The sequence below is a fragment of the Crenobacter sp. CS_VA4 genome (assembly GCF_055597485.1).
Map to the genome: position 1 here is coordinate 58,997 of NZ_JBVMAE010000002.1, position 17,600 is coordinate 76,596.

General features: G+C 63.9%; 18 protein-coding genes. 2 read left to right on the forward strand and 16 right to left on the reverse strand.

The genetic code is table 11. The annotated features are described in order from the left end of the window. Positions 1–3: 3 nt before the first annotated feature. Complete coding sequence (locus tag ACZ2IA_RS02080) at positions 4–1,491, forward strand: aldehyde dehydrogenase (RefSeq protein ID WP_470290905.1); 1,488 nt, start codon at positions 4–6, stop codon at positions 1,489–1,491. Positions 1,492–1,623: 132 nt separating this feature from the next. Here ACZ2IA_RS02080 and ACZ2IA_RS02085 read toward each other — a convergent pair whose 3' ends face one another. The 6 genes from ACZ2IA_RS02085 to ACZ2IA_RS02110 all read right to left on the reverse strand — a co-directional run bounded on the left by ACZ2IA_RS02085 (position 1,624) and on the right by ACZ2IA_RS02110 (position 6,256). Next, a complete protein-coding gene (locus tag ACZ2IA_RS02085; RefSeq protein WP_470290906.1) occupies positions 1,624–2,109 on the reverse strand; it encodes a YajQ family cyclic di-GMP-binding protein in 486 nt (161 codons plus the stop codon). 338 nt (positions 2,110–2,447) lie between these two features. Next, positions 2,448–2,774 carry a 2Fe-2S iron-sulfur cluster-binding protein gene (locus ACZ2IA_RS02090; RefSeq protein ID WP_470290907.1) on the reverse strand — a complete coding sequence of 109 codons (327 nt, stop codon included), beginning with the start codon at positions 2,772–2,774 and terminating at the stop codon, positions 2,448–2,450. Between the two features lies 1 nt (position 2,775). Beyond that, the gene (locus ACZ2IA_RS02095; RefSeq protein ID WP_470290908.1) at positions 2,776–3,987 is read right to left on the reverse strand and encodes a molybdopterin molybdotransferase MoeA; all 1,212 of its coding nucleotides are present in this window, start codon (positions 3,985–3,987) and stop codon (positions 2,776–2,778) included. After that, entirely contained in the window at positions 3,959–4,477 is a 519-nt protein-coding gene (gene mobB / locus ACZ2IA_RS02100) for a molybdopterin-guanine dinucleotide biosynthesis protein B (protein WP_470290909.1), read from the reverse strand. Before mobB ends, ACZ2IA_RS02095 begins: the two co-directional genes overlap by 29 nt. 359 nt (positions 4,478–4,836) lie before the next feature. Next, positions 4,837–5,505 carry an NAD(P)H-dependent oxidoreductase gene (locus tag ACZ2IA_RS02105; RefSeq protein WP_470290910.1) on the reverse strand — a complete coding sequence of 223 codons (669 nt, stop codon included), beginning with the start codon at positions 5,503–5,505 and terminating at the stop codon, positions 4,837–4,839. 22 nt (positions 5,506–5,527) lie between these two features. Then, the gene (locus tag ACZ2IA_RS02110) at positions 5,528–6,256 is read right to left on the reverse strand and encodes an SDR family oxidoreductase (RefSeq protein WP_470290911.1); all 729 of its coding nucleotides are present in this window, start codon (positions 6,254–6,256) and stop codon (positions 5,528–5,530) included. Positions 6,257–6,354: 98 nt separating this feature from the next. Between ACZ2IA_RS02110 and ACZ2IA_RS02115 the strand changes: the two genes are divergently transcribed. After that, a complete protein-coding gene (locus ACZ2IA_RS02115) occupies positions 6,355–7,263 on the forward strand; it encodes a LysR family transcriptional regulator (RefSeq protein WP_470290912.1) in 909 nt (302 codons plus the stop codon). 157 nt (positions 7,264–7,420) lie between these two features. On the opposite strand, the gene ACZ2IA_RS02120 is transcribed toward ACZ2IA_RS02115, so the two are convergent. The 10 genes from ACZ2IA_RS02120 to ispC all read right to left on the reverse strand — a co-directional run bounded on the left by ACZ2IA_RS02120 (position 7,421) and on the right by ispC (position 17,595). After that, positions 7,421–7,945, reverse strand: a complete 525-nt coding sequence (locus ACZ2IA_RS02120) for a DNA-deoxyinosine glycosylase (RefSeq protein ID WP_470290913.1) — start codon at positions 7,943–7,945, stop codon at positions 7,421–7,423. A 253-nt stretch (positions 7,946–8,198) separates the two neighbouring features. Further along, complete coding sequence (gene rnhB, locus ACZ2IA_RS02125) at positions 8,199–8,783, reverse strand: ribonuclease HII (RefSeq protein WP_470290914.1); 585 nt, start codon at positions 8,781–8,783, stop codon at positions 8,199–8,201. Further along, entirely contained in the window at positions 8,777–9,946 is a 1,170-nt protein-coding gene (gene lpxB / locus ACZ2IA_RS02130) for a lipid-A-disaccharide synthase (RefSeq protein WP_470290915.1), read from the reverse strand. The genes rnhB and lpxB overlap by 7 nt, the downstream gene beginning before the upstream one ends. Before the next feature lie 3 nt (positions 9,947–9,949). Then, positions 9,950–10,723, reverse strand: coding sequence for an acyl-ACP--UDP-N-acetylglucosamine O-acyltransferase (lpxA, locus tag ACZ2IA_RS02135; RefSeq protein WP_470290916.1), 774 nt, complete (start codon positions 10,721–10,723; stop codon positions 9,950–9,952). 2 nt (positions 10,724–10,725) lie between these two features. Then, complete coding sequence (fabZ, locus tag ACZ2IA_RS02140; protein ID WP_470290917.1) at positions 10,726–11,175, reverse strand: 3-hydroxyacyl-ACP dehydratase FabZ; 450 nt, start codon at positions 11,173–11,175, stop codon at positions 10,726–10,728. Further along, positions 11,168–12,214, reverse strand: coding sequence for a UDP-3-O-(3-hydroxymyristoyl)glucosamine N-acyltransferase (gene lpxD / locus ACZ2IA_RS02145; RefSeq protein ID WP_470290918.1), 1,047 nt, complete (start codon positions 12,212–12,214; stop codon positions 11,168–11,170). Before lpxD ends, fabZ begins: the two co-directional genes overlap by 8 nt. Before the next feature lie 51 nt (positions 12,215–12,265). Beyond that, entirely contained in the window at positions 12,266–12,763 is a 498-nt protein-coding gene (locus ACZ2IA_RS02150; protein ID WP_470290919.1) for an OmpH/Skp family outer membrane protein, read from the reverse strand. A 14-nt stretch (positions 12,764–12,777) separates the two neighbouring features. Then, on the reverse strand, positions 12,778–15,066 hold the full coding sequence (gene bamA / locus ACZ2IA_RS02155) for an outer membrane protein assembly factor BamA (protein WP_470290920.1): 2,289 nt from the start codon (positions 15,064–15,066) through the stop codon (positions 12,778–12,780). 10 nt (positions 15,067–15,076) lie between these two features. After that, complete coding sequence (gene rseP, locus ACZ2IA_RS02160) at positions 15,077–16,420, reverse strand: RIP metalloprotease RseP (protein ID WP_470290921.1); 1,344 nt, start codon at positions 16,418–16,420, stop codon at positions 15,077–15,079. After that, entirely contained in the window at positions 16,417–17,595 is a 1,179-nt protein-coding gene (gene ispC, locus ACZ2IA_RS02165) for a 1-deoxy-D-xylulose-5-phosphate reductoisomerase (RefSeq protein ID WP_470290922.1), read from the reverse strand. Before ispC ends, rseP begins: the two co-directional genes overlap by 4 nt. Positions 17,596–17,600 lie beyond the last annotated feature (5 nt).

Sequence of the window (17,600 nt, forward strand, 5' to 3'; positions counted from 1 at the left end):
CCCATGGCACGCAGTCATGCCGAGTGGAAACAGCTTGCCGGCCAACTCACCATCGAAGGCCGCGCCTTCATTGACGGCGAGTACGTTACGGCCGGGGATGGACGCACCTTCGACTGCATCAATCCGGCCAACGGCGAAACACTGGCTCGGATCGCGCTGTGTGGCGAGGCCGAAGTGGAAACGGCGGTGAAGGCCGCCCGCCGCGCCTTCGAATCCGGCCAATGGTCGGAGCTGGCACCTCGCGAACGCGGCCTCATCCTGAAGCGTTTTGCCGCGCTAATCCGCGAACACGGCGACGAGCTGGCGCTGTTGGAGACGCTCGACGTCGGCAAACCGATCGGCGACACCACCAGCGTCGACGTGCCGGGAGCAGCCTACTGCGTGGAATGGTTTGCCGAGGCGATCGACAAGATCGGCGGCGAAGTCGCGCCAGTCGACCCGAAGCTGGTCGGGCTGGTGACCCGCGAGGCGATCGGCGTGGTGGCCGCGGTGGTGCCGTGGAACTTCCCTATCCTGATGGCGAGCTGGAAGTTCGGCCCGGCATTGGCCGCCGGCAACGCCCTGATCCTGAAGCCGTCGGAGAAGTCGCCGCTGACCGCGATCCGCCTCGCCGCGCTGGCCAAGCAGGCAGGCATCCCGGACGGGATCTTCCAGGTGCTGCCGGGTGCCGGTGAAGTGGGCAAGCTGTTGGCGCAGCATAACGACATCGACTGCGTCGCCTTTACCGGCTCGACCGGCGTGGGCAAGCTGATCGCCGGCTACGCCGCGCAATCGAACCTGAAGCGGGTGTGGCTGGAGCTGGGCGGCAAGTCGCCGAACATCATCCTGTCGGACTGCGCCGACATCGCCAAGGCCGCGCGCACCGCCGCCGGCGCCATCTTCTACAATATGGGCGAGATGTGCACCGCCGGCTCACGCGTGCTGGTGCATAAGGACATCAAGGAACGCTTCCTCGACGAGCTGAAGAAAGCCGCCAAGGGCTACCATCCGGCCGACCCGCTCGATCCGGCCACCAGCATGGGCGCGATCGTCGACCAGCTCCAGTACGACAAGGTGCTGTCCTATATCGACAAGGGCCAGACCGAGGGCGGCAAGCTGCTGTGCGGCGGCTCGGCTACCCAGGTCAGCGGCAAGGGGCTGTTCATCGAGCCGACCGCCTTCGAGGTGGGCGCCGACGCCACCATCGCCCGCGAGGAAATCTTCGGCCCGGTGCTGTCGGTGATCACCTTCAGCGACGTGGAAGAAGCGATCCGCATCGCCAACGACACCGAGTACGGTTTGGCCGCCGCGGTGTGGACCAGCAATGTCACCACCGCCCACCAGGTGGCCCGTCGGCTGCGCGCCGGCACGGTGTGGGTGAATTGCTACGACGAGGGCGGCGACATGAACTTCCCGTTCGGTGGCTTCAAGCAGTCTGGCAACGGCCGCGACAAGTCGCTGCATGCGCTGGAAAAATACACCGAGCTGAAGAGCACGCTGATCAAGTTGTAAACGAGCAGCCGGCACGAGGACGGGGCGCCACGGCGCCCCGTCCTCGTGCCGGCTGCTCGGCCAACGTCCGCGGCGCACGCATGAAAAAAGCGGGCCATAAGCGGCCCGCTTTGTTGGCTGTCTCCAGCGCGCTCAGTCGCGGAAGTTGTTGTACTGCAGCGGGAAGTCGGTGATCTCCTTGCGCATCAGCGCGATACAGTCCTGCAGCAAGTCGCGCTTGGCGCCCGACACGCGTACCGCGTCGCCCTGAATGCTCGCCTGCACCTTCAGCTTGGAGTCCTTGATCAGCTTGACCAGCTTCTTCGCCATCTCGGTCTCGATGCCGACCCGCACGGTGATCGCCTGCTTCACCTTGTTGCCGCTGACCTTCTCGAGCTTGCCGTATTCCAGGCAACGGATGTCGACGCTGCGCTTCGAGAGCTTGCCCAGCAGGATCTCCTTGACCTGGTCGAGCTGGAACTCGGCATCGGCGAACAGCGTCAGCACCTTTTCGGTCACTTCGATGCGGGCGTCCGAGCCTTTGAAATCGTAACGGGTGGCGACTTCCTTATTGGCCTGGTCGACCGCGTTGCGCACTTCAACCTGATTCACCTCGGACACGATATCGAAACTCGGCATTTTCTGTGATTCCCTGTTGCTTGATCTGATGGGCACCATCGGTAAGATGATGCGGAAAGCCTTATTCTATAAAGCTTTACGACAAGCAGCAATGCGGGGATACGGTTAGCCGCTTCGACGGCACGCGGCGGCCTGCCCGCCTGTCTTGAAATGGCTTTTTGTCCCGCTCGCGGCCGCATGGCTGATCGAGCCCCGCCCATAAGGCGACCGTGCGACCGAAAAGCTGGCGCAGGGCCAAGGCGAGATCGTAGCCAAGGACGCTAGGCGCTGCCGAAGACCGAGACAGCGCCGCAGAAACTGGCGGTTCGACTAAGCAGCGACTCCAATCCCTCTCGCAGTCAGTCCAGCCAGACCGTCAGCGGGAGCTCGCCGACCTCGACATGGCAGGCCAAGCGTGCGGTCGGCGGCGCATCGAGCACATCCACCGCGTCGACGCCGTGAATTCGCTTCAGCACATTGCGCTCGATGCCACGCATCGCGAACGGCCGCGGCTGACCGGCGTGTTCCAGCCGCACCAGACAGGTGCCGCAGGTGCCCTGGCCGCAGCGCCACGGCATCGGCACCTCGTGAAAGCGCGCCAGATCGGTCAGGTTGTCGCCGGTCTCGGCATCGAGCTCGGCCAGGATGGCGAGGTCGGCCGAACGGGCAAAGCGTACCGTCGGCATCTCAGCGGCGCGTCAGCGGCAGGAAGTCGAGCAGCTCACCGGGACTTACCCGCTGCCCCGGGGCGAGACGCACCAGCCCCTCGGCCCAGGCGCACGAGGTCAGCACGCCGGAGCCCTGGTTCGGGTAGCTGACCAGTTGCAGGCGACCGTCGACCAGCTCGCGGCGTACCCGCACGAACTCCTCGCGACGGGCGTCGGGCTTGTCCCAGCTAAACGCGGCGGGCAGGCGCTCGGTTGCGACTGCCTCGGCGGCGGCTCCGCCCTGACGGATCGCCAGGAACGCCTTCACCAGCACCTCGAAGGTCACATAGCCCGACACCGGGTTGCCCGGCAGGCCGATGAAGTCGGCGGCGCCGATTCGGCCGTAGGCGAGCGGCTTGCCCGGCTTCATTGCAATCTTCCACAACGTCAGCTCGCCCTCGGTCTCGACCGCGCCCTTGACGTGGTCTTCCTCGCCGACCGACACGCCGCCGCAGGTGATGATCACGTCGGCCTCGGTCGCCGCCTTGGCGAGCGCCGCGCGGGTCGCGTCGAAGTCGTCCGGCACGATGCCGAGGTCGATCACCCGGCAGCCGAGCGCCGCCAGCGACGCGACCAGCCAGTAGCGGTTGGAGTTGTAGATCTTGCCGGCGGCGAGCGGCTGGCCCGGCTCGGTCAGCTCATCGCCGGTGAAGAATACCGCCACTGTCAGCGACTGGCGCACCGTCAGCGTGGCGACGCCGAGCGAAGCGGCGAGGCCCAGGTCGGCCGGACCGAGCCGCTGGCCGGCCTGCAGCACCACCTGGCCGGCGGCGATGTCCTCGCCGGCACGACGGATGTTCTGCCCTGCCTCCGGCTCGCCCTTCAGCAGCACCCGACCGTCGTCCTGAACTTCGGCCAGCTCCTGCATCACCACCATATCCGCCCCCGGCGGGATCGGCGCACCGGTGAAGATGCGCGCGGCGGTGCCGGCCTGCAGCGGCGCCGGCACGCTGCCGGCCGGGATGCGCTGGCTCACCGCCAAGGGTTGGCCGAAGTCGGCCAGCGCCAGCGCGTAGCCGTCCATCGCGCTGTTGTCGTGCGGCGGCACGTTCAGCGTCGCCACCACCGGTTCGGCCAGCACCCGGCCGACGGCGGCCAGTAGTTCAAGGGTTTCGGTGCCGTCCAGCGGACGGGCCCGTTCGAGCAGCCAGGCACGCGCCTGGTCAACGGTGAGGAAGGGATTGTTCGACATGGTGATTCAGATAATTGAGTAAAAATTCGAACAGCGCGGCGACGTCGTCGCGCTGGAAATACGGCAGCGCGGTGTCGAGCGGTGCATCGGCGACCACCGCGATCACCCGCGGATCGTCCGGAAACAGCCGCGGCGCACCGAGCGCGTGGTTGATCACTTCCACTTTCGGCACCGGCGCGTGCTTGAAGCCTTCGGCCAACACCAGGTCGCATGGTGCCAGTCTCGCCACATGCTCAGACAGAGGCAACTCGTTGCTTCCCGGCAGCGTTTCGACCAGCAGGCGACGCTGGCCGGCGGCGAGCATCACCTGACGGGCGCCGGCCTGACGATGCCGGTAACTATCCTTGCCCGGCACGTCCCAGTCGACGTCGTGATGAGTGTGCTTGATCACCGCCACATCGAGGCCGGCCGCGACAAAGCGCGGAATCAACTTCTCGACCAGCGTGGTCTTGCCGCTGCCCGAGTAGCCGGCGAAACCGATCACTTGCATCAGAAGGGTTCTCCTTGGCGAAGGTTGCAGTCTAGCAGAGCGGCGACCGGTACCGACGTGGGCAGATAATGCGCCAAGGTCCGCCATTCGGCCAGCTTGGCCTCGAGTGCGGGGCTCGACGACGGCAGCAAGACGATGTCCGACCAGTCGTCGCCGCCCCTGCGTGACGGCCTGGCCAGGACTCAACCACAGGCTACGCTTCATCAAAACCGCCCTACCCAGCTAGCAGGTATAGGGCGGTTGTGAAATACCCGGCCGGTCTCACTATAGGGCCCAGAGCACCCTAGGATGCGACTCGCGGGAAGGCTGGCCGGGTTACGACAGAGCAGGCTTTGTGTGAGCTCACAAGGTTTTGCCACCTAGTAACGGCCAACCGTGATCGGGGTTTCCTGCTCAATTCCCTGCAGGCGATCGGCCCAGCGCTCGAGCCATTCGCCTCGCACAGCCTCATCTTGCCGCACCGGCCCAAAGTGAATCGCAGGTGCCAGCACATCGAAACCGAGAAACTGCAGCATGCCGCGCTCGATGGGCCGGACGATGGCCTTGAGGTCACCATTGAAACCATCCGGGAGGTACGCCTCCTCCGGTCCGCCGGTCGTGAACGACAGCAGAGCGCGCTTGCCAAGAAATAGGCCGGTTTCGTAGATGTGGCCCAAACCATAGGTGCGACCCATCGCAAACACGCGATCCACCCAGCCTTTGAGCATGGCCGGCAGGCCGAACCACCATAGTGGGAACTGCCAGATCATCAGGTCGCACCATTCGAGTTTGGCGATTTCCGCTTCGATATCCGAGGCAAAGCCACCGTGTTCGGTCGCATGGGTTTCTTCAAGCTGTAGCTTGAGGAAAGCCGGGTCATGCACCGTAGCGAAGTTGTGTCGACAGGAAACGGGGTTGAATCCTGTGCGGTACAGGTCGCTTACCTGCACCTCATGGCCGGCGGCGGTGAGCGTTTCCACGGCGGTGTTGAAGAGCGCGCCATTGAAGCTCTTCGGCTCAGGGTGTGCGTAGACAATCAGGATTTTCATCGGATGCTCCCTGTGATGTGGCTCAGTTCTTGGGAAGACGCGCACCGCCGTCGATGTCGAGCAATGCCCCGGTGGTCCAGCTGTTGGTCGTCAAGAACTCGACCGCTTGGGCGATATCGTCGGCCTCGCCAGTACGGCCTGTCGGCAGCCGCGCGGCGGCACCGGCGAACCGTGCCGCCTTGGCCTCGGCGGGCATGCCGTCGTAGGCCGGGGTATCGACCAGGCCCGGCGAAATCACGTTGACGCGCAGCGGCGCGAGTTCGAGCGCCAGCGTCTGCGCCATCTGGGTGATCCCCCCGTTGACGGCCGCCAGCGCGGCGGTGCCAGGCATTGCCGTGCGTGAAGCGGCACCGGACAGCATAGTGATCGAGCCATCGGCGCGAAGATGCGGCAGCGCAGCCTGAATGGCCTGCCAATAGCCGACCAGCTTCTGGTCGAGCGCGGTACGTAACGCGTCGGCGCTCACCTGGGTGATCGGTCCCCAGGCGGCCTGACTCGACGCGGCCAGCACGAGGTGGTCGATCCGGCCGATTCGCGAGAAAAGCTCGGCCAGCGATGCCGCGTCGGTAAAGTCGACCACATAGGCTGCAGCACGGCCATCGATCTGGGCCAAAGCCGTGCCCAGCCGGCTCTGCGAGCGGCCGGCGATCAGCACTTCGGCGCCGGCCTTGGCGAGGCGCTGCGCAGAGGCAAGCCCCATGCCGTTGCTGCCGCCGATGATGAGGATGCGTTGATGGGCGAGATTTTGCATGACGTTCTCCTGCTGGCGTTACACCATCAGCTTACGACCCTGCCGACCATCCACGTAATGGATTATCCTTATTCAAGGTATTTGTATGATGAATAGCAATGAACCTGAGTCGCCTCGACCTTAACCTGCTGAAATCGCTCGACGTGCTCCTGGCGGAGTGCAATGTGACGCGCGCCTCGGCCAGGTTGAACCTGTCGCAACCGGCGCTTTCCAGCCAGCTCAAGCAGCTGCACACCGTGTTTGGCGACCCGCTGCTATTGCCCGGCGCGCGCGGCATGACCCCAACCAGCCGCGCTCTGGCGCTGCAAACGCCACTACGCGAGCACCTGGCGCAGTTGATGGCGCTAGTCGCCGAGCAGCAACCGTTCGACCCGACCACAGCCGAACTCACCTTCCGCCTCGTCGCTACCGACGCGATCCACCGCGTCATCGCACCGGAGCTGTTCTCCCGACTGCATGCAGCGGCTCCGCGCTGTCGGCTGGCGCTGTTGCAGCCGAACTTTGCGACCCTGGCCGAGCAGATGAGTGCGGGGGAAATGGATCTGGCATTGCTGACGCCGCGCGCCTTGCCCGCACAGCTCAAGACGCGTTCGCTCTACGACGAAACCTATCTGTGCGTGCTGCGGCCCGACCATCCGGCGGCACGGCAACCGCTCGATCTCGACCGCTTCTGTGCGCTCGACCATCTGATGGTCTCCCCTACAGGCGGCGGGTTCGTCGGCGTGGTCGACGACACCCTCGCCGCGCTGGGGCGCCAACGACGCGTTGCGCTGTCTGTGCCTAGTTTCTTGCTGACTCCCGAGCTGATTGCCAGGTCCGACCTGATTGCGACCGTACCGGCGCGGTTGGCGCTCAGCTGGAGCGGCCGGCTAGCCGTTTTAGCAGCTCCTTGCGCGATTGAAGGATTTTCAATTTCGATGGGCTGGCACCCACGCAATCATGCCGACCCTGCCCAACGCTGGCTGCGCGAGCAAATACTGACCATGGAGGTACTAGATGGACGTTGACGTCGGCCTGACTCTCAGACCCAGCGTCCAGACGAAACGCGTCAATCGTATGACGGCATGAAGGCAGAGAGCCAAACCAAGAGTCGCTACAAAAACCCAGCGAAGCGGCCCCGGCTAGGCGTAGTGCCGCAGACAGAACAAAACGCAGGCAGAGGTGTTAGCGGCTCTCAATGGTGGAAGGGTCGTCCGAGTCGAGTAGGCCTTGCAAGGCCTGCCATGCGAGAAGTTTTTCCGCTGCGGATAACGTATAGGCAGGACTGGAGGAAGGCAGTTTGATGATCTGGTAGTGCTCGGCATATTGGCCGAGCTGCTTCAGTCCAATCCTGGCCGCCGTGCCACCGTTAAAGGCGATGGCGCCGAGATTCGGCAAACTCTGAGCAAGGCCGATCAGGTCGTTCCCGCTATGGTCGCGGATATTGCTGTCGAGGCTGCCATCGCGGCGTGCTTCGGCCACTACATCCCATAAGCCGATCCGGTGGCGCAGCAGTGTTTGCAGCCGAGCCGGGTAATCCATGCCGGGCAGGTCTTCTCCAATGACTTGTCCAACCAAGGCCCAGAAGCGGTTTTGCCGATTCGCGTAATACTGGCCGTGCGCCAATGACACTTCTCCGGGCAGGCTGCCCAAGATCAATACCCGCGTGTTCGCATCAACGACGGGGGCAAAACTACGTTTAGTCGTCACGAGTGGTCCCCGTCTCGTAAAGGGCGAGATGCGCTTCTAACTCTTGCGCGGGTAAGCCGCGACAGCAAGCGAAGTGTCGTTCGGCAGGGTGCAGGGGATCAGCAAGCGGGTAGCGTCGTTCACCACCGGCGGGAAGCAGCGTTTGGAAGTCATAAGGCGTAGAAAAGGTTGGCCGAAGCGCTATGCGCCGTTTCGGCCAACCTTATTAGGGTTCAATGCAGCCGGCACCGGCTCGCTCCGCAAAGGCTAAAGACTAGAACAGCTCGCCCTGATTGGCGAGCAGCCACTGCTTGACCGGACCGAAGGTCTTGCGATGCTCGGACAGCACGCCGTGCGCGGCGATCGCCGCCAAGTGCTCGGCGGTCGGGTAGCCCTTGTGGCGGGCGAAGCCGTACTGCGGAAAACGGGCGTCGAGCGCGACCAGCTCCGCGTCGCGCGCGGTCTTGGCCAGGATAGACGCGGCCGAGATCGCCGGCTCGAGCGCATCGCCTTTGACAATCGCACGCGCCGGCACGGTGATCTGTTTGGGCACACGATTGCCGTCGATCAGCACCTCGTGCGGTGTCACCGCGAGCCCCTCCACCGCGCGGCTCATCGCCAGCATCGTCGCGTGCAGGATGTTGAGCCGGTCGATCTCCTCGACCGAGGCACTGGCGATGCACCAGGCGAGCGCCCGCTCGCGGATCAGCGGCGCCAGTTCGTCGCGCTTGGCCTCGGACAGCTTCTTCGAGTCGGCCAGACCGACGATCGGCCGGGCCGGATCGAGAATCACCGCCGCGGCGAATACCGCGCCGGCCAGCGGCCCGCGCCCGGCCTCGTCGACACCGGCGATCAGCATCCCGCCTCCTCCAGCACCGCTTGGGCGGCCAAGGCGGCGGTGTCCTGCTTCAACTCGAGATGCAACTGGGTGAAACGCTCGGTGAGCCTGTCCTGATAGTCGCGGTCCTGGTAAATGCGCTCCAGTTCGGCCGCGAGCTTTTCCGGCGTCGCATCGTGCTGCAGCAGTTCCGGCACCAGCTTCTCGCCGAGCAGAATGTTGGGTAGCCCCACGTACGGCACCTTGAGCTTGCGCTTCACCATCCGATAGGTCATCGCCGAGATCTTGTAGCTGATCACCATCGGCCGCTTGGTCAGCGCCACCTCGAGCGTCGCGGTACCGCTGGTGACCAGCACCACGTCGCTGGCGATCATCGCCATCTGCGCGTGGCCGATCATCTTTCGAATCGGCAGCTCCCAGCCGTCGTGCTGGGTCAGCAGCGCGTCGAAGCGATCGCGAGTGACACGGGTCGCCAAGGGCACCAGGAACTGCGCGTCCGGATACTTCTGCAGCAGCAGACGTGCCGTTTCGATATACACCGGTGCCATGAAGTCGAGTTCGCTGACCCGGCTGCCCGGCAGCAGCGCAAACACCGGCGCCTCTCTTGGCAGACCGAGTTGCTCGCGCATCGTCCGCTTGTCAGGCACCAGCGGGATTTCGCTCGCCAGCGGGTGGCCGACGAAGCTGACCGGCACGCCGGCCGCCTGGTACAGCGGCGGCTCCATCGGGAACAGGCACAGCACCCGGTTCACCATCTTGCCGATCTTGTATACCCGCTCGGCGCGCCACGCCCAGACCGACGGACTGACGTAGTGCACGGTCGGGATGCCGGCACGCTTGAGCGCGCCTTCCAACGCCAGATTGAAGTCCGGCGCGTCGACGCCGATGAACACATCCGGCTTTTCGGCCAACAGCGACGATTTCAGCCGGCGGCGGATGCCGAGCAGCTCGGACAGGTTGCGGATCACCTCCCAGTAGCCGCGCACCGCCAGTTTTTCCTGCGGTGTCTGGCTGGTGAAGCCCTGCGCTTCCATGCGCGGCCCGCCGATGCCGGCGAACTCGACGTTCGGGTGGCGCGCACGGATCGCGCGGATCAGGTGGGCGCCCAGCATGTCGCCGGACGCTTCGCCGGCGACCATGGCGACCTTGAGCGCCCCCGGCTTGCGAAACAGGGTGTCGGCCATGATTTAGCGGATCACACCCCGTTGCGATTTATCGAAGAATTGCACGAACAGCTCCAACTCCGGATGGTCGGCCGCCTGCGCGACGATCGCGGCCTTCGCCTCATCGTAGCTCAGCCCCTGACGGTACAGCGTCTTGTAGGCGTTCTTGATATTGCGGATCGCCTCCGGCGTGAAGCCACGACGCTTCAGACCTTCGCTATTGATGCCGGCCGGTACCGCGCGGTTACCCGCCGCCATCACGTACGGCGGCACGTCCTGCGCCACCGCGGCGGTGAACGCCAACATCGCGTGTTTGCCGACCACGCAGAACTGGTGGACGGTCGAGAAGCCGCCGAGGATCACCCAGTCTTCGATGGTCACATGGCCCGCCAGCGACGCGTTGTTGGCGAAGATGGTGTTATTGCCGACCCGGCAGTCGTGCGCCAGGTGCACGTAGGCCATGATCCAGTTGTCGTCGCCGACGCTGGTCACCCCGGCGTCCTGGGCAGTCCCCAGGTTGAAGGTGCAGAATTCGCGGATGGTGTTACGGTCGCCGATTTCCAAACGGGTCGGTTCACCGGCGTACTTCTTGTCCTGCGGCATGGCGCCCATCGAACAGAACTGGAAAATCCGGTTGTCCTTGCCGATGGTGGTGTGGCCTTCGACCACCACGTGCGGGCCGATCCAGGTGCCGGAGTCGATCTTCACGTTCGGGCCGATGATCGAATACGCACCGACCTCGACGTCGTCCGCCAACTCCGCACGCGGATCGACTACCGCCGTCGAATGAATCGCCATTGTTACACCTCCCGTTTGGCGCACATGATCTCGGCTTCGCAAGCCACCTGGCCGTCGACCAGAGCCTTGGCCGAGTACTTGGCGATGCCGCGCTTCTGTTGCAGCAGCGCCACTTCCAGTACCAGCTGGTCGCCCGGCACCACTTGGCGCTTGAAGCGGGCATTGTCGATGCCGACAAAGAAGTAGATCTCGTTCTCGGCACGACCGCCCAGGCTCTTGATCGACAGGATGCCCGAGGCTTGCGCCAGTGCTTCGATGATCAGCACGCCCGGCATCACCGGGTAGCTCTCGAAGTGGCCCATGAAGAACGGCTCGTTGATGGTGACGTTCTTGATCGCCTTCAGGCGCTTGTCGGCTTCGAACTCGACCACCCGGTCGACCAGCAGGAACGGGTAGCGGTGCGGCACGTAGCTCATGATCTCGCGTACGTCGATGTTTACCGCTTCAGTCATGATTGTCTTCCTCTTTATTTTTCAGGTCGGCCAGCTCGCGCTCAAGACTCTTGAGCCGTTTGGCCATATCGTTCAGGTGGCGCAGATGCACCGCGTTGCTTACCCACTCCTTGTGAGTGGACAGCGGGAATGACGAGGCGTAATGCCCCGGCGTCTTGATTGATTTGGACACCAAGGTACCGCCGCCGATGAAGGTTTTGTCGGCGACCTCGACATGGCCGACGAACATCGCCGCGCCGCCGACTGTGCAGTAGGCACCGATCTTGGTGCTGCCGGCGATGCCGACGCAGCCGGCGATCGCGGTATGCGCGCCGACCTGCACGTTGTGCGCCACCTGCACCAGGTTATCGATCTTGGCGCCGTTACCGATCACGGTGTCGGCCAGCGCACCACGGTCGACGGTGGTATTGGCTCCGACCTCGACGTCGTCGGCGATCAGCACCCGGCCGGTCTGCGGGATCTTGAACCAGTGGTCCTTCGCCCAGGCGAGGCCGAAGCCGTCGGCACCGATCACCGCGCCGGAATGGACGGTGACACGCGAGCCGAGCACGCAGCCGTGGTAGAGCGTCACGTTCGGGTACAGCGTCACGTCATCGCCGAGCACGCAGTGGTCGCCGATCACCACGCCCGGCATCAGCCGGCAACGTGCGCCGATCACTACATTTCGGCCGACGCTGACGTGTTCGCGCAGCTCGCTGCCTTCGCCGATCGTACTGCCCTCGCCGACCACCGCGCTCGGATGGATGCCGGCCACCGCCTGCGGCGCAGGGTGGAACAGCGTCGCGACGCGGGCGAAGTACAGATACGGGTCGTCGGTGACGATCAACGGCCGCTCGCCGGCCAGTTCGACCAGCGCCGGCGCCACGATCAGCGCCGCCGCACCGGTATCCTCGACCTGCTTGCGGTACTTGGCGTTGGATACGAAGCTCAGCTCGCGCTCGGCGGCGCTATCGAGCGGCGCCAGCCGGTCGACCGCCACATCGGCGCCGCGGTATTCGCCGCCCAAGCGGGCGACGATCTCAGACAGGGTATAAGCCATCAAAAATAAAGCCGACCCGGGGTCGGCTTCTCCCGTATTCCGGTGAAACGGTTACTTGTCGAGTTCCTTCAAGATGCGGCTGGTCAGGTCGTACTTCGGGTTCACGTAGACTGAATCCTGCAGGATCAGATCGTACTGATCCTTCTCGGCGATCTGCTTGACGATCCGATTGGCACGCTCCTGAATCGACGCGAACTCCTCGTTACGCCGCTGATTGTAGTCTTCGGCCAACTCGCGCGCACGAGCGCGGTAGTCGCGGTCGAGGCTAGCGTATTCGCGGTCGTACTTCTTCCGATCGTCGGACGGCAAGTTGCTTCGCGACAGCTGCGACTCCAGCTCCTTGGCGCGCGTCTCCATCTTCTTCAGCTCGTCGCGGCGGGTGGCGAATTCCTTCTCCAGCTTGCGCTGGATCGACACGGCCGGCGCGGCCTCACGGAAGATGCGCTCGGTATTGACGTAACCCAGTTTGAAATCTGCGGCGGCGGCAGCCAACGGCATGGCCGTCAGCGCCACCATCAGCAGGCCAGCACCGGCAAAGGCAAATCTCATGACATTCTCCTAGATCAGAACACCGTACCCAGCTGGAACTGGAAGCGCTGCAGTTTGTCGCCGTCCTTCTTCTTCAACGGCACAGCGTAGCTGAATTTCATCGGGCCTACCGGCGACAACCAGGTCACCGCGGCACCGGCCGAGTAGCGGATTTCTGAGCTGGCCGAACTGCCTGGGGTCTTGTTGTCCCACAGCGTACCGGCATCGGCGAAGAAACTGGTCCGTACCGACTTGTTATCCTTCATGCCAGGGAACGGGAACAGCAGTTCGGCGTTGGCAACCAGCTTGCGGGTACCGCCGAGGAAGTCGCCGTTGGTGTCTTTCGGGCCGATACTGCCGTTGTCGAAGCCGCGCACCGAGCCGATACCGCCGATGTAGAAGTTCTGGAAGAACGGCACATCCGGGGTCTTGCCGTAGCCGTTCACAAAACCGGCTTCGCCGTTCAGCATCAGCGTGAAGGCCTTCGACAGCGGGAAGTACCAGGTGTCCTGCCCGGTCAGACGGTAGTACTGGATGTCGCCGCCCGGCAGGCCGGAGTCGAGGTTGGTACGCAACACGCCGCCACGGGTCGGCCACAAGGCGCTATCGCGGGTGTCGCGAGACCAGCCCACGGTGCCGAGCAGCGTGGTGTTGCGGTTGCCAAACTTGTTGACGAAGTCGCGGTAACGCTGCGGGCTGTTGTCGAATGTCGTCACGTCGGTACTCTCGGCACCGAAGCTGAAGTTGATTCGGTCGTGCTCGGTGATCGGCACGCCAAAGCGCATCGCCACGCCGGCGGTGGCGGTCTTGTACGCGCTCTGGTCGATCGCATTCGGGTTGTAGACCTTGTAGTACAGGTCGTAGCCGACGCTAACGCCGTCCGGCGTGAAGTACGGATCGGTGAACGAGATATTGGCAAACTTGTTCGCCTTGCCGGTCGAGAAGCCGATCGTCGCCGCCTTGCCCGAACCGAAGATATTGGTCTGCGACACGTTGGCCGAAAGCTGGACGCCCTCGCCCTGCACGAAGCCGATACCGGCCGAGATGCTGCCGGTCGGACGTTCCTTCACCGCCACGTTCATGTCGACCTGGTCGGGGGTGTCGGGCACCGCCGGGGTCTCGATGTTCACCTCGTCGAAGTAACCGAGCAGTTCGGCCCGCTCCTTGGAGCGTTTCACCTTGTCGGAGGCGTACGGCGCGCCTTCCACCTGACGCATTTCGCGGCGAATCACTTCGTCCCGGGTCTTCGAGTTGCCGGTGATGTTGATCCGGCGCACGTAAGTCTTGCGGCCCGGGTCGATAAAGAAGGTGAACGAGGCCTTGTCGTGTTCGCGGTCGATTTCTGGCACGGCGTTGACGTTGGCGAAGGCGTAGCCGTCGTTGCCGAGTCGATCACTGATCGCGGTGACCGATTCGTTGATCTTCTCCCGGCTGAACACTTCACCGGTCTTGATCTTCAGCAGTTGGCGCAGTTCGCTCTCCGGCACCTTCAGGTCGCCGCCGAACTTCAGATCGCCGACGGTATAGAGTTTGCCTTCGTTGACGTTGACGGTCAGATAGACCGATTCCTTATCCGGGCTGATCGACACCTGGGTCGAATCGATATTGAACTCGAGATAGCCCTGGTTCTGATAGAACGCCTTGAGCTTTTCCAGGTCGCCTTGCAGCTTCTGCTTCGAGTACTGGTTGTCCTTGGTGATCCACGACAGCCAGCCGCCCTCGGTCAGCGCAAACTGGTCAAGCAGCTCGCTCTGCGAGAACGCCTTGGCGCCGACGATGCGAATTTCCTTGATCTTGGCGGTGACGCCCTCGGTGATATCGAGCGTGACCGCGACACGGTTACGCTCCAGCTTGGTCACGTTCGGGGTGATCTCGACCGAGTACTTGCCACGGCTGAAGTATTCGCGTTTGAGCGCCTGGACCGCCTGATCGAGCAGCGACTGGTCGAACACGCGCGACTCGGCAAAGCCGTTGCTGCGCAGCGACTTCTTGATCTGCTCCTTATCGAATTCGTGCGAGCCGTTGATCGTCAGCTGGGTGATTACCGGACGTTCGGTAACCGACAGGATCACGTTCTGGCCTTCCGATTCGACGCGCACATCGTCGAAGAAGCCGGTGTCGAACAACGCCTTGATCGCCTGTTGGGCCTTGGCGTCGGTAAAGGTGTCACCCACCTTCATCGGCAGGTAGTTGAATACGGTGCCCGGTTCGGTACGCTGCAGACCTTCGACCCGGATATCCTTAATCACAAAAGGATTGACTGCCCACGCTGCAGCGGAAAAAGAAAGTCCCGCAACGGCGGCGACAAGGAATTTGATTCGCATAAGTAAGTACTTAACCCCCAAACAGGCGGCTGAAATCGTTGAGCAAAGCCACGGCCATAATCATGGCCAATAGTGCGAAACCGACCTTTTGCCCGAGTAGCTGAGCGCGTTCGCTCAGTGGACGCCCCCTGATCAGCTCCGCGACATAATACATTAAGTGTCCACCATCCAGAACCGGTATTGGTAACAGATTAAGTACGCCGATACTGATGCTGATCAGGGCCAGGAATTCGAGATAAGCGGTCACGCCAACCCGTGCCGTCTGGCCCGCGACGTCTGCAATAGTCAGCGGCCCGGACAGATGGTTCACCGACGCGGCACCGGTCAGCATCCGGCCGACAAATTTCAGGCTGAGCCAGGCGGTTTCCCAGGTGCGGGCGAACGCCTGCCGGCCGGCCGAGAAGAAACCTTCGCGGTGCTGGTACTTGAGCCGCTCGTTCCAGGCATCGTCGGCCTTCGGCGCGGCGCCAATCCGCCCGATGGTTTCACCATTGTGTTCGACGCTGGCCGGACGCACGGTCAGCAGGCGCGGCATGCCATCCCGCAGCACTTCGACCCGCAGCGTCTTGCCCGGGCTGTTGTAGACCAGTGTGACCCACGATTCCCAACCGGCCAAGGGCTTGCCATCGGCCGACAGCAGTCGGTCGCCGACTTGCAAGCCGGCCTTCTCGGCCGCCCCGCCCTCTTCCAGCGCCCCGATCTGTGACAGGTAGCGCTGCGGCATCAAGCCCAGATTGCCGTCGGACAGCACCTCGTCGAGCTCCTTAGGGCGGGCGCTCAGATCGAGCAAGCGCTCTGCCCGGCCACCGGTCGCGGTCTGCACGCCAACCCGGGCCTGCCCGTCTTCGGCCAACTGTTCGACGATCGCCATCCTCGCGGCCTGCCAGTCGCTGACCGGTGAACCGTTGACCGACAGCAGCCGATCGCCGGCCTGGAAGCCGGCCTGAGCACCCACCGTCTGTGGCACGACGGTGCCGACCCAGGGCTTGACCAGCGTCACGCCGCTGACCAGCACCCCCCAGTAGAGCAACACGGCCAGCAACAGATTGGCAATCGGCCCGGCGATGACGATGGCGATCCGCTTCCAGACCGATTGGGTATTGAAGGCGAGATGGCGTTCGGCCGGGGCGACGCTGCCCTCGCGCTCGTCGAGCATGCGCACGTAGCCGCCGAGCGGGATCGGACACACCGTCCAGTCGGTATCGCCGCGCCGGAAAGTCAGCAAGGGCTTACCGAAACCGATCGAAAACCGCAGCACCTTCACCCCGCACCAACGCGCTACGGTGTAATGCCCCAGCTCGTGGATAGTAACCAGAACGCCGATGGCGACGATGAAGGCAAGCAGCGTGATCATGTAACGATGCAGCTCCTGGCAAAGGCGCGCGCCTGAGCGTCGCGCTGAAGAAGGGAATCGAGGTCGGGGCTGGCCGAGAGTGATACGCCACCCAGCGTATCGGCCACCACCCTGGCAATGTCGAGAAAACCAATGCGACCGTCAAGGAAGGCGGCTACCGCCACCTCGTTGGCCGCGTTGAGGACCGCGGGCGCGTCGCCACCGGCGGCCAGCGCGTCGAACGCCAGCGTCAGGCATGGGAAACGCTGCAGGTCGGGCGCTTCGAAGCTCAGCCCGGACAAGGCCATGAAGTCGAGCGAGCCGACGCCCGCGTCGATCCGCTCTGGCCAGGACATCGCATAGGCGATCGGCGTGCGCATATCGGGCGAACCGAGCTGCGCCACCACCGAGCCATCACGGTATTGGACCATCGAATGGACCACGCTTTGCGGGTGCACCACCACCTCGATCCGCTCGGCCGGCGCGTTGAACAGCCAATGCGCCTCGATCACCTCCAGCCCCTTGTTCATCAACGAGGCGGAGTCGACCGAAATCTTGCGCCCCATCACCCAGTTCGGATGGTGACAGGCTTCATCGGCAGTGACATGGCGCATTGCGTCGAGCGACAGCGAGCGGAATGGACCGCCCGAGGCGGTGAGGATCAACTTGCGCACGCCTGCGGCGTCAAGATCGCCGGCGTAGTCTCGCGGCAAGGACTGGAAGATCGCGTTGTGTTCGCTGTCCACCGGCAAGAGCTCGGCGCCGCCGAGACGTACCGCATCGATGAACAGGCGGCCGGCAACGACCAGCGCTTCCTTGTTGGCGAGCAGGACCCGCTTGCCGGCTTGCGCCGCGGCTAAGGTTGGCCGAAGCCCGGCCGCACCGACGATGGCCGCCATCACCATGTCGACCTCCGGCAGTCGGGCGACGGCTTCCAGCGCTTCCGAGCCATGCCAGACTTCGGTTCGGCTGCCCGCTTCGGCCAGTCTGGCGCCGAGCGCATCGGCCGCCGCCGCGTCGGCCACCACGGCAATCGCCGGGGCAAACGCGAGACACTGCTCGTACAAGCGATCGAGCTGGCGGTGGCCGGTCAACGCCACCACACGATAACGGTCGGGATGACGGGCCACGACATCGAGCGTGTTGACGCCGATGCTGCCGGTCGCCCCGAGCAGGGTGATTCCTTGCGGTTTCATGAATG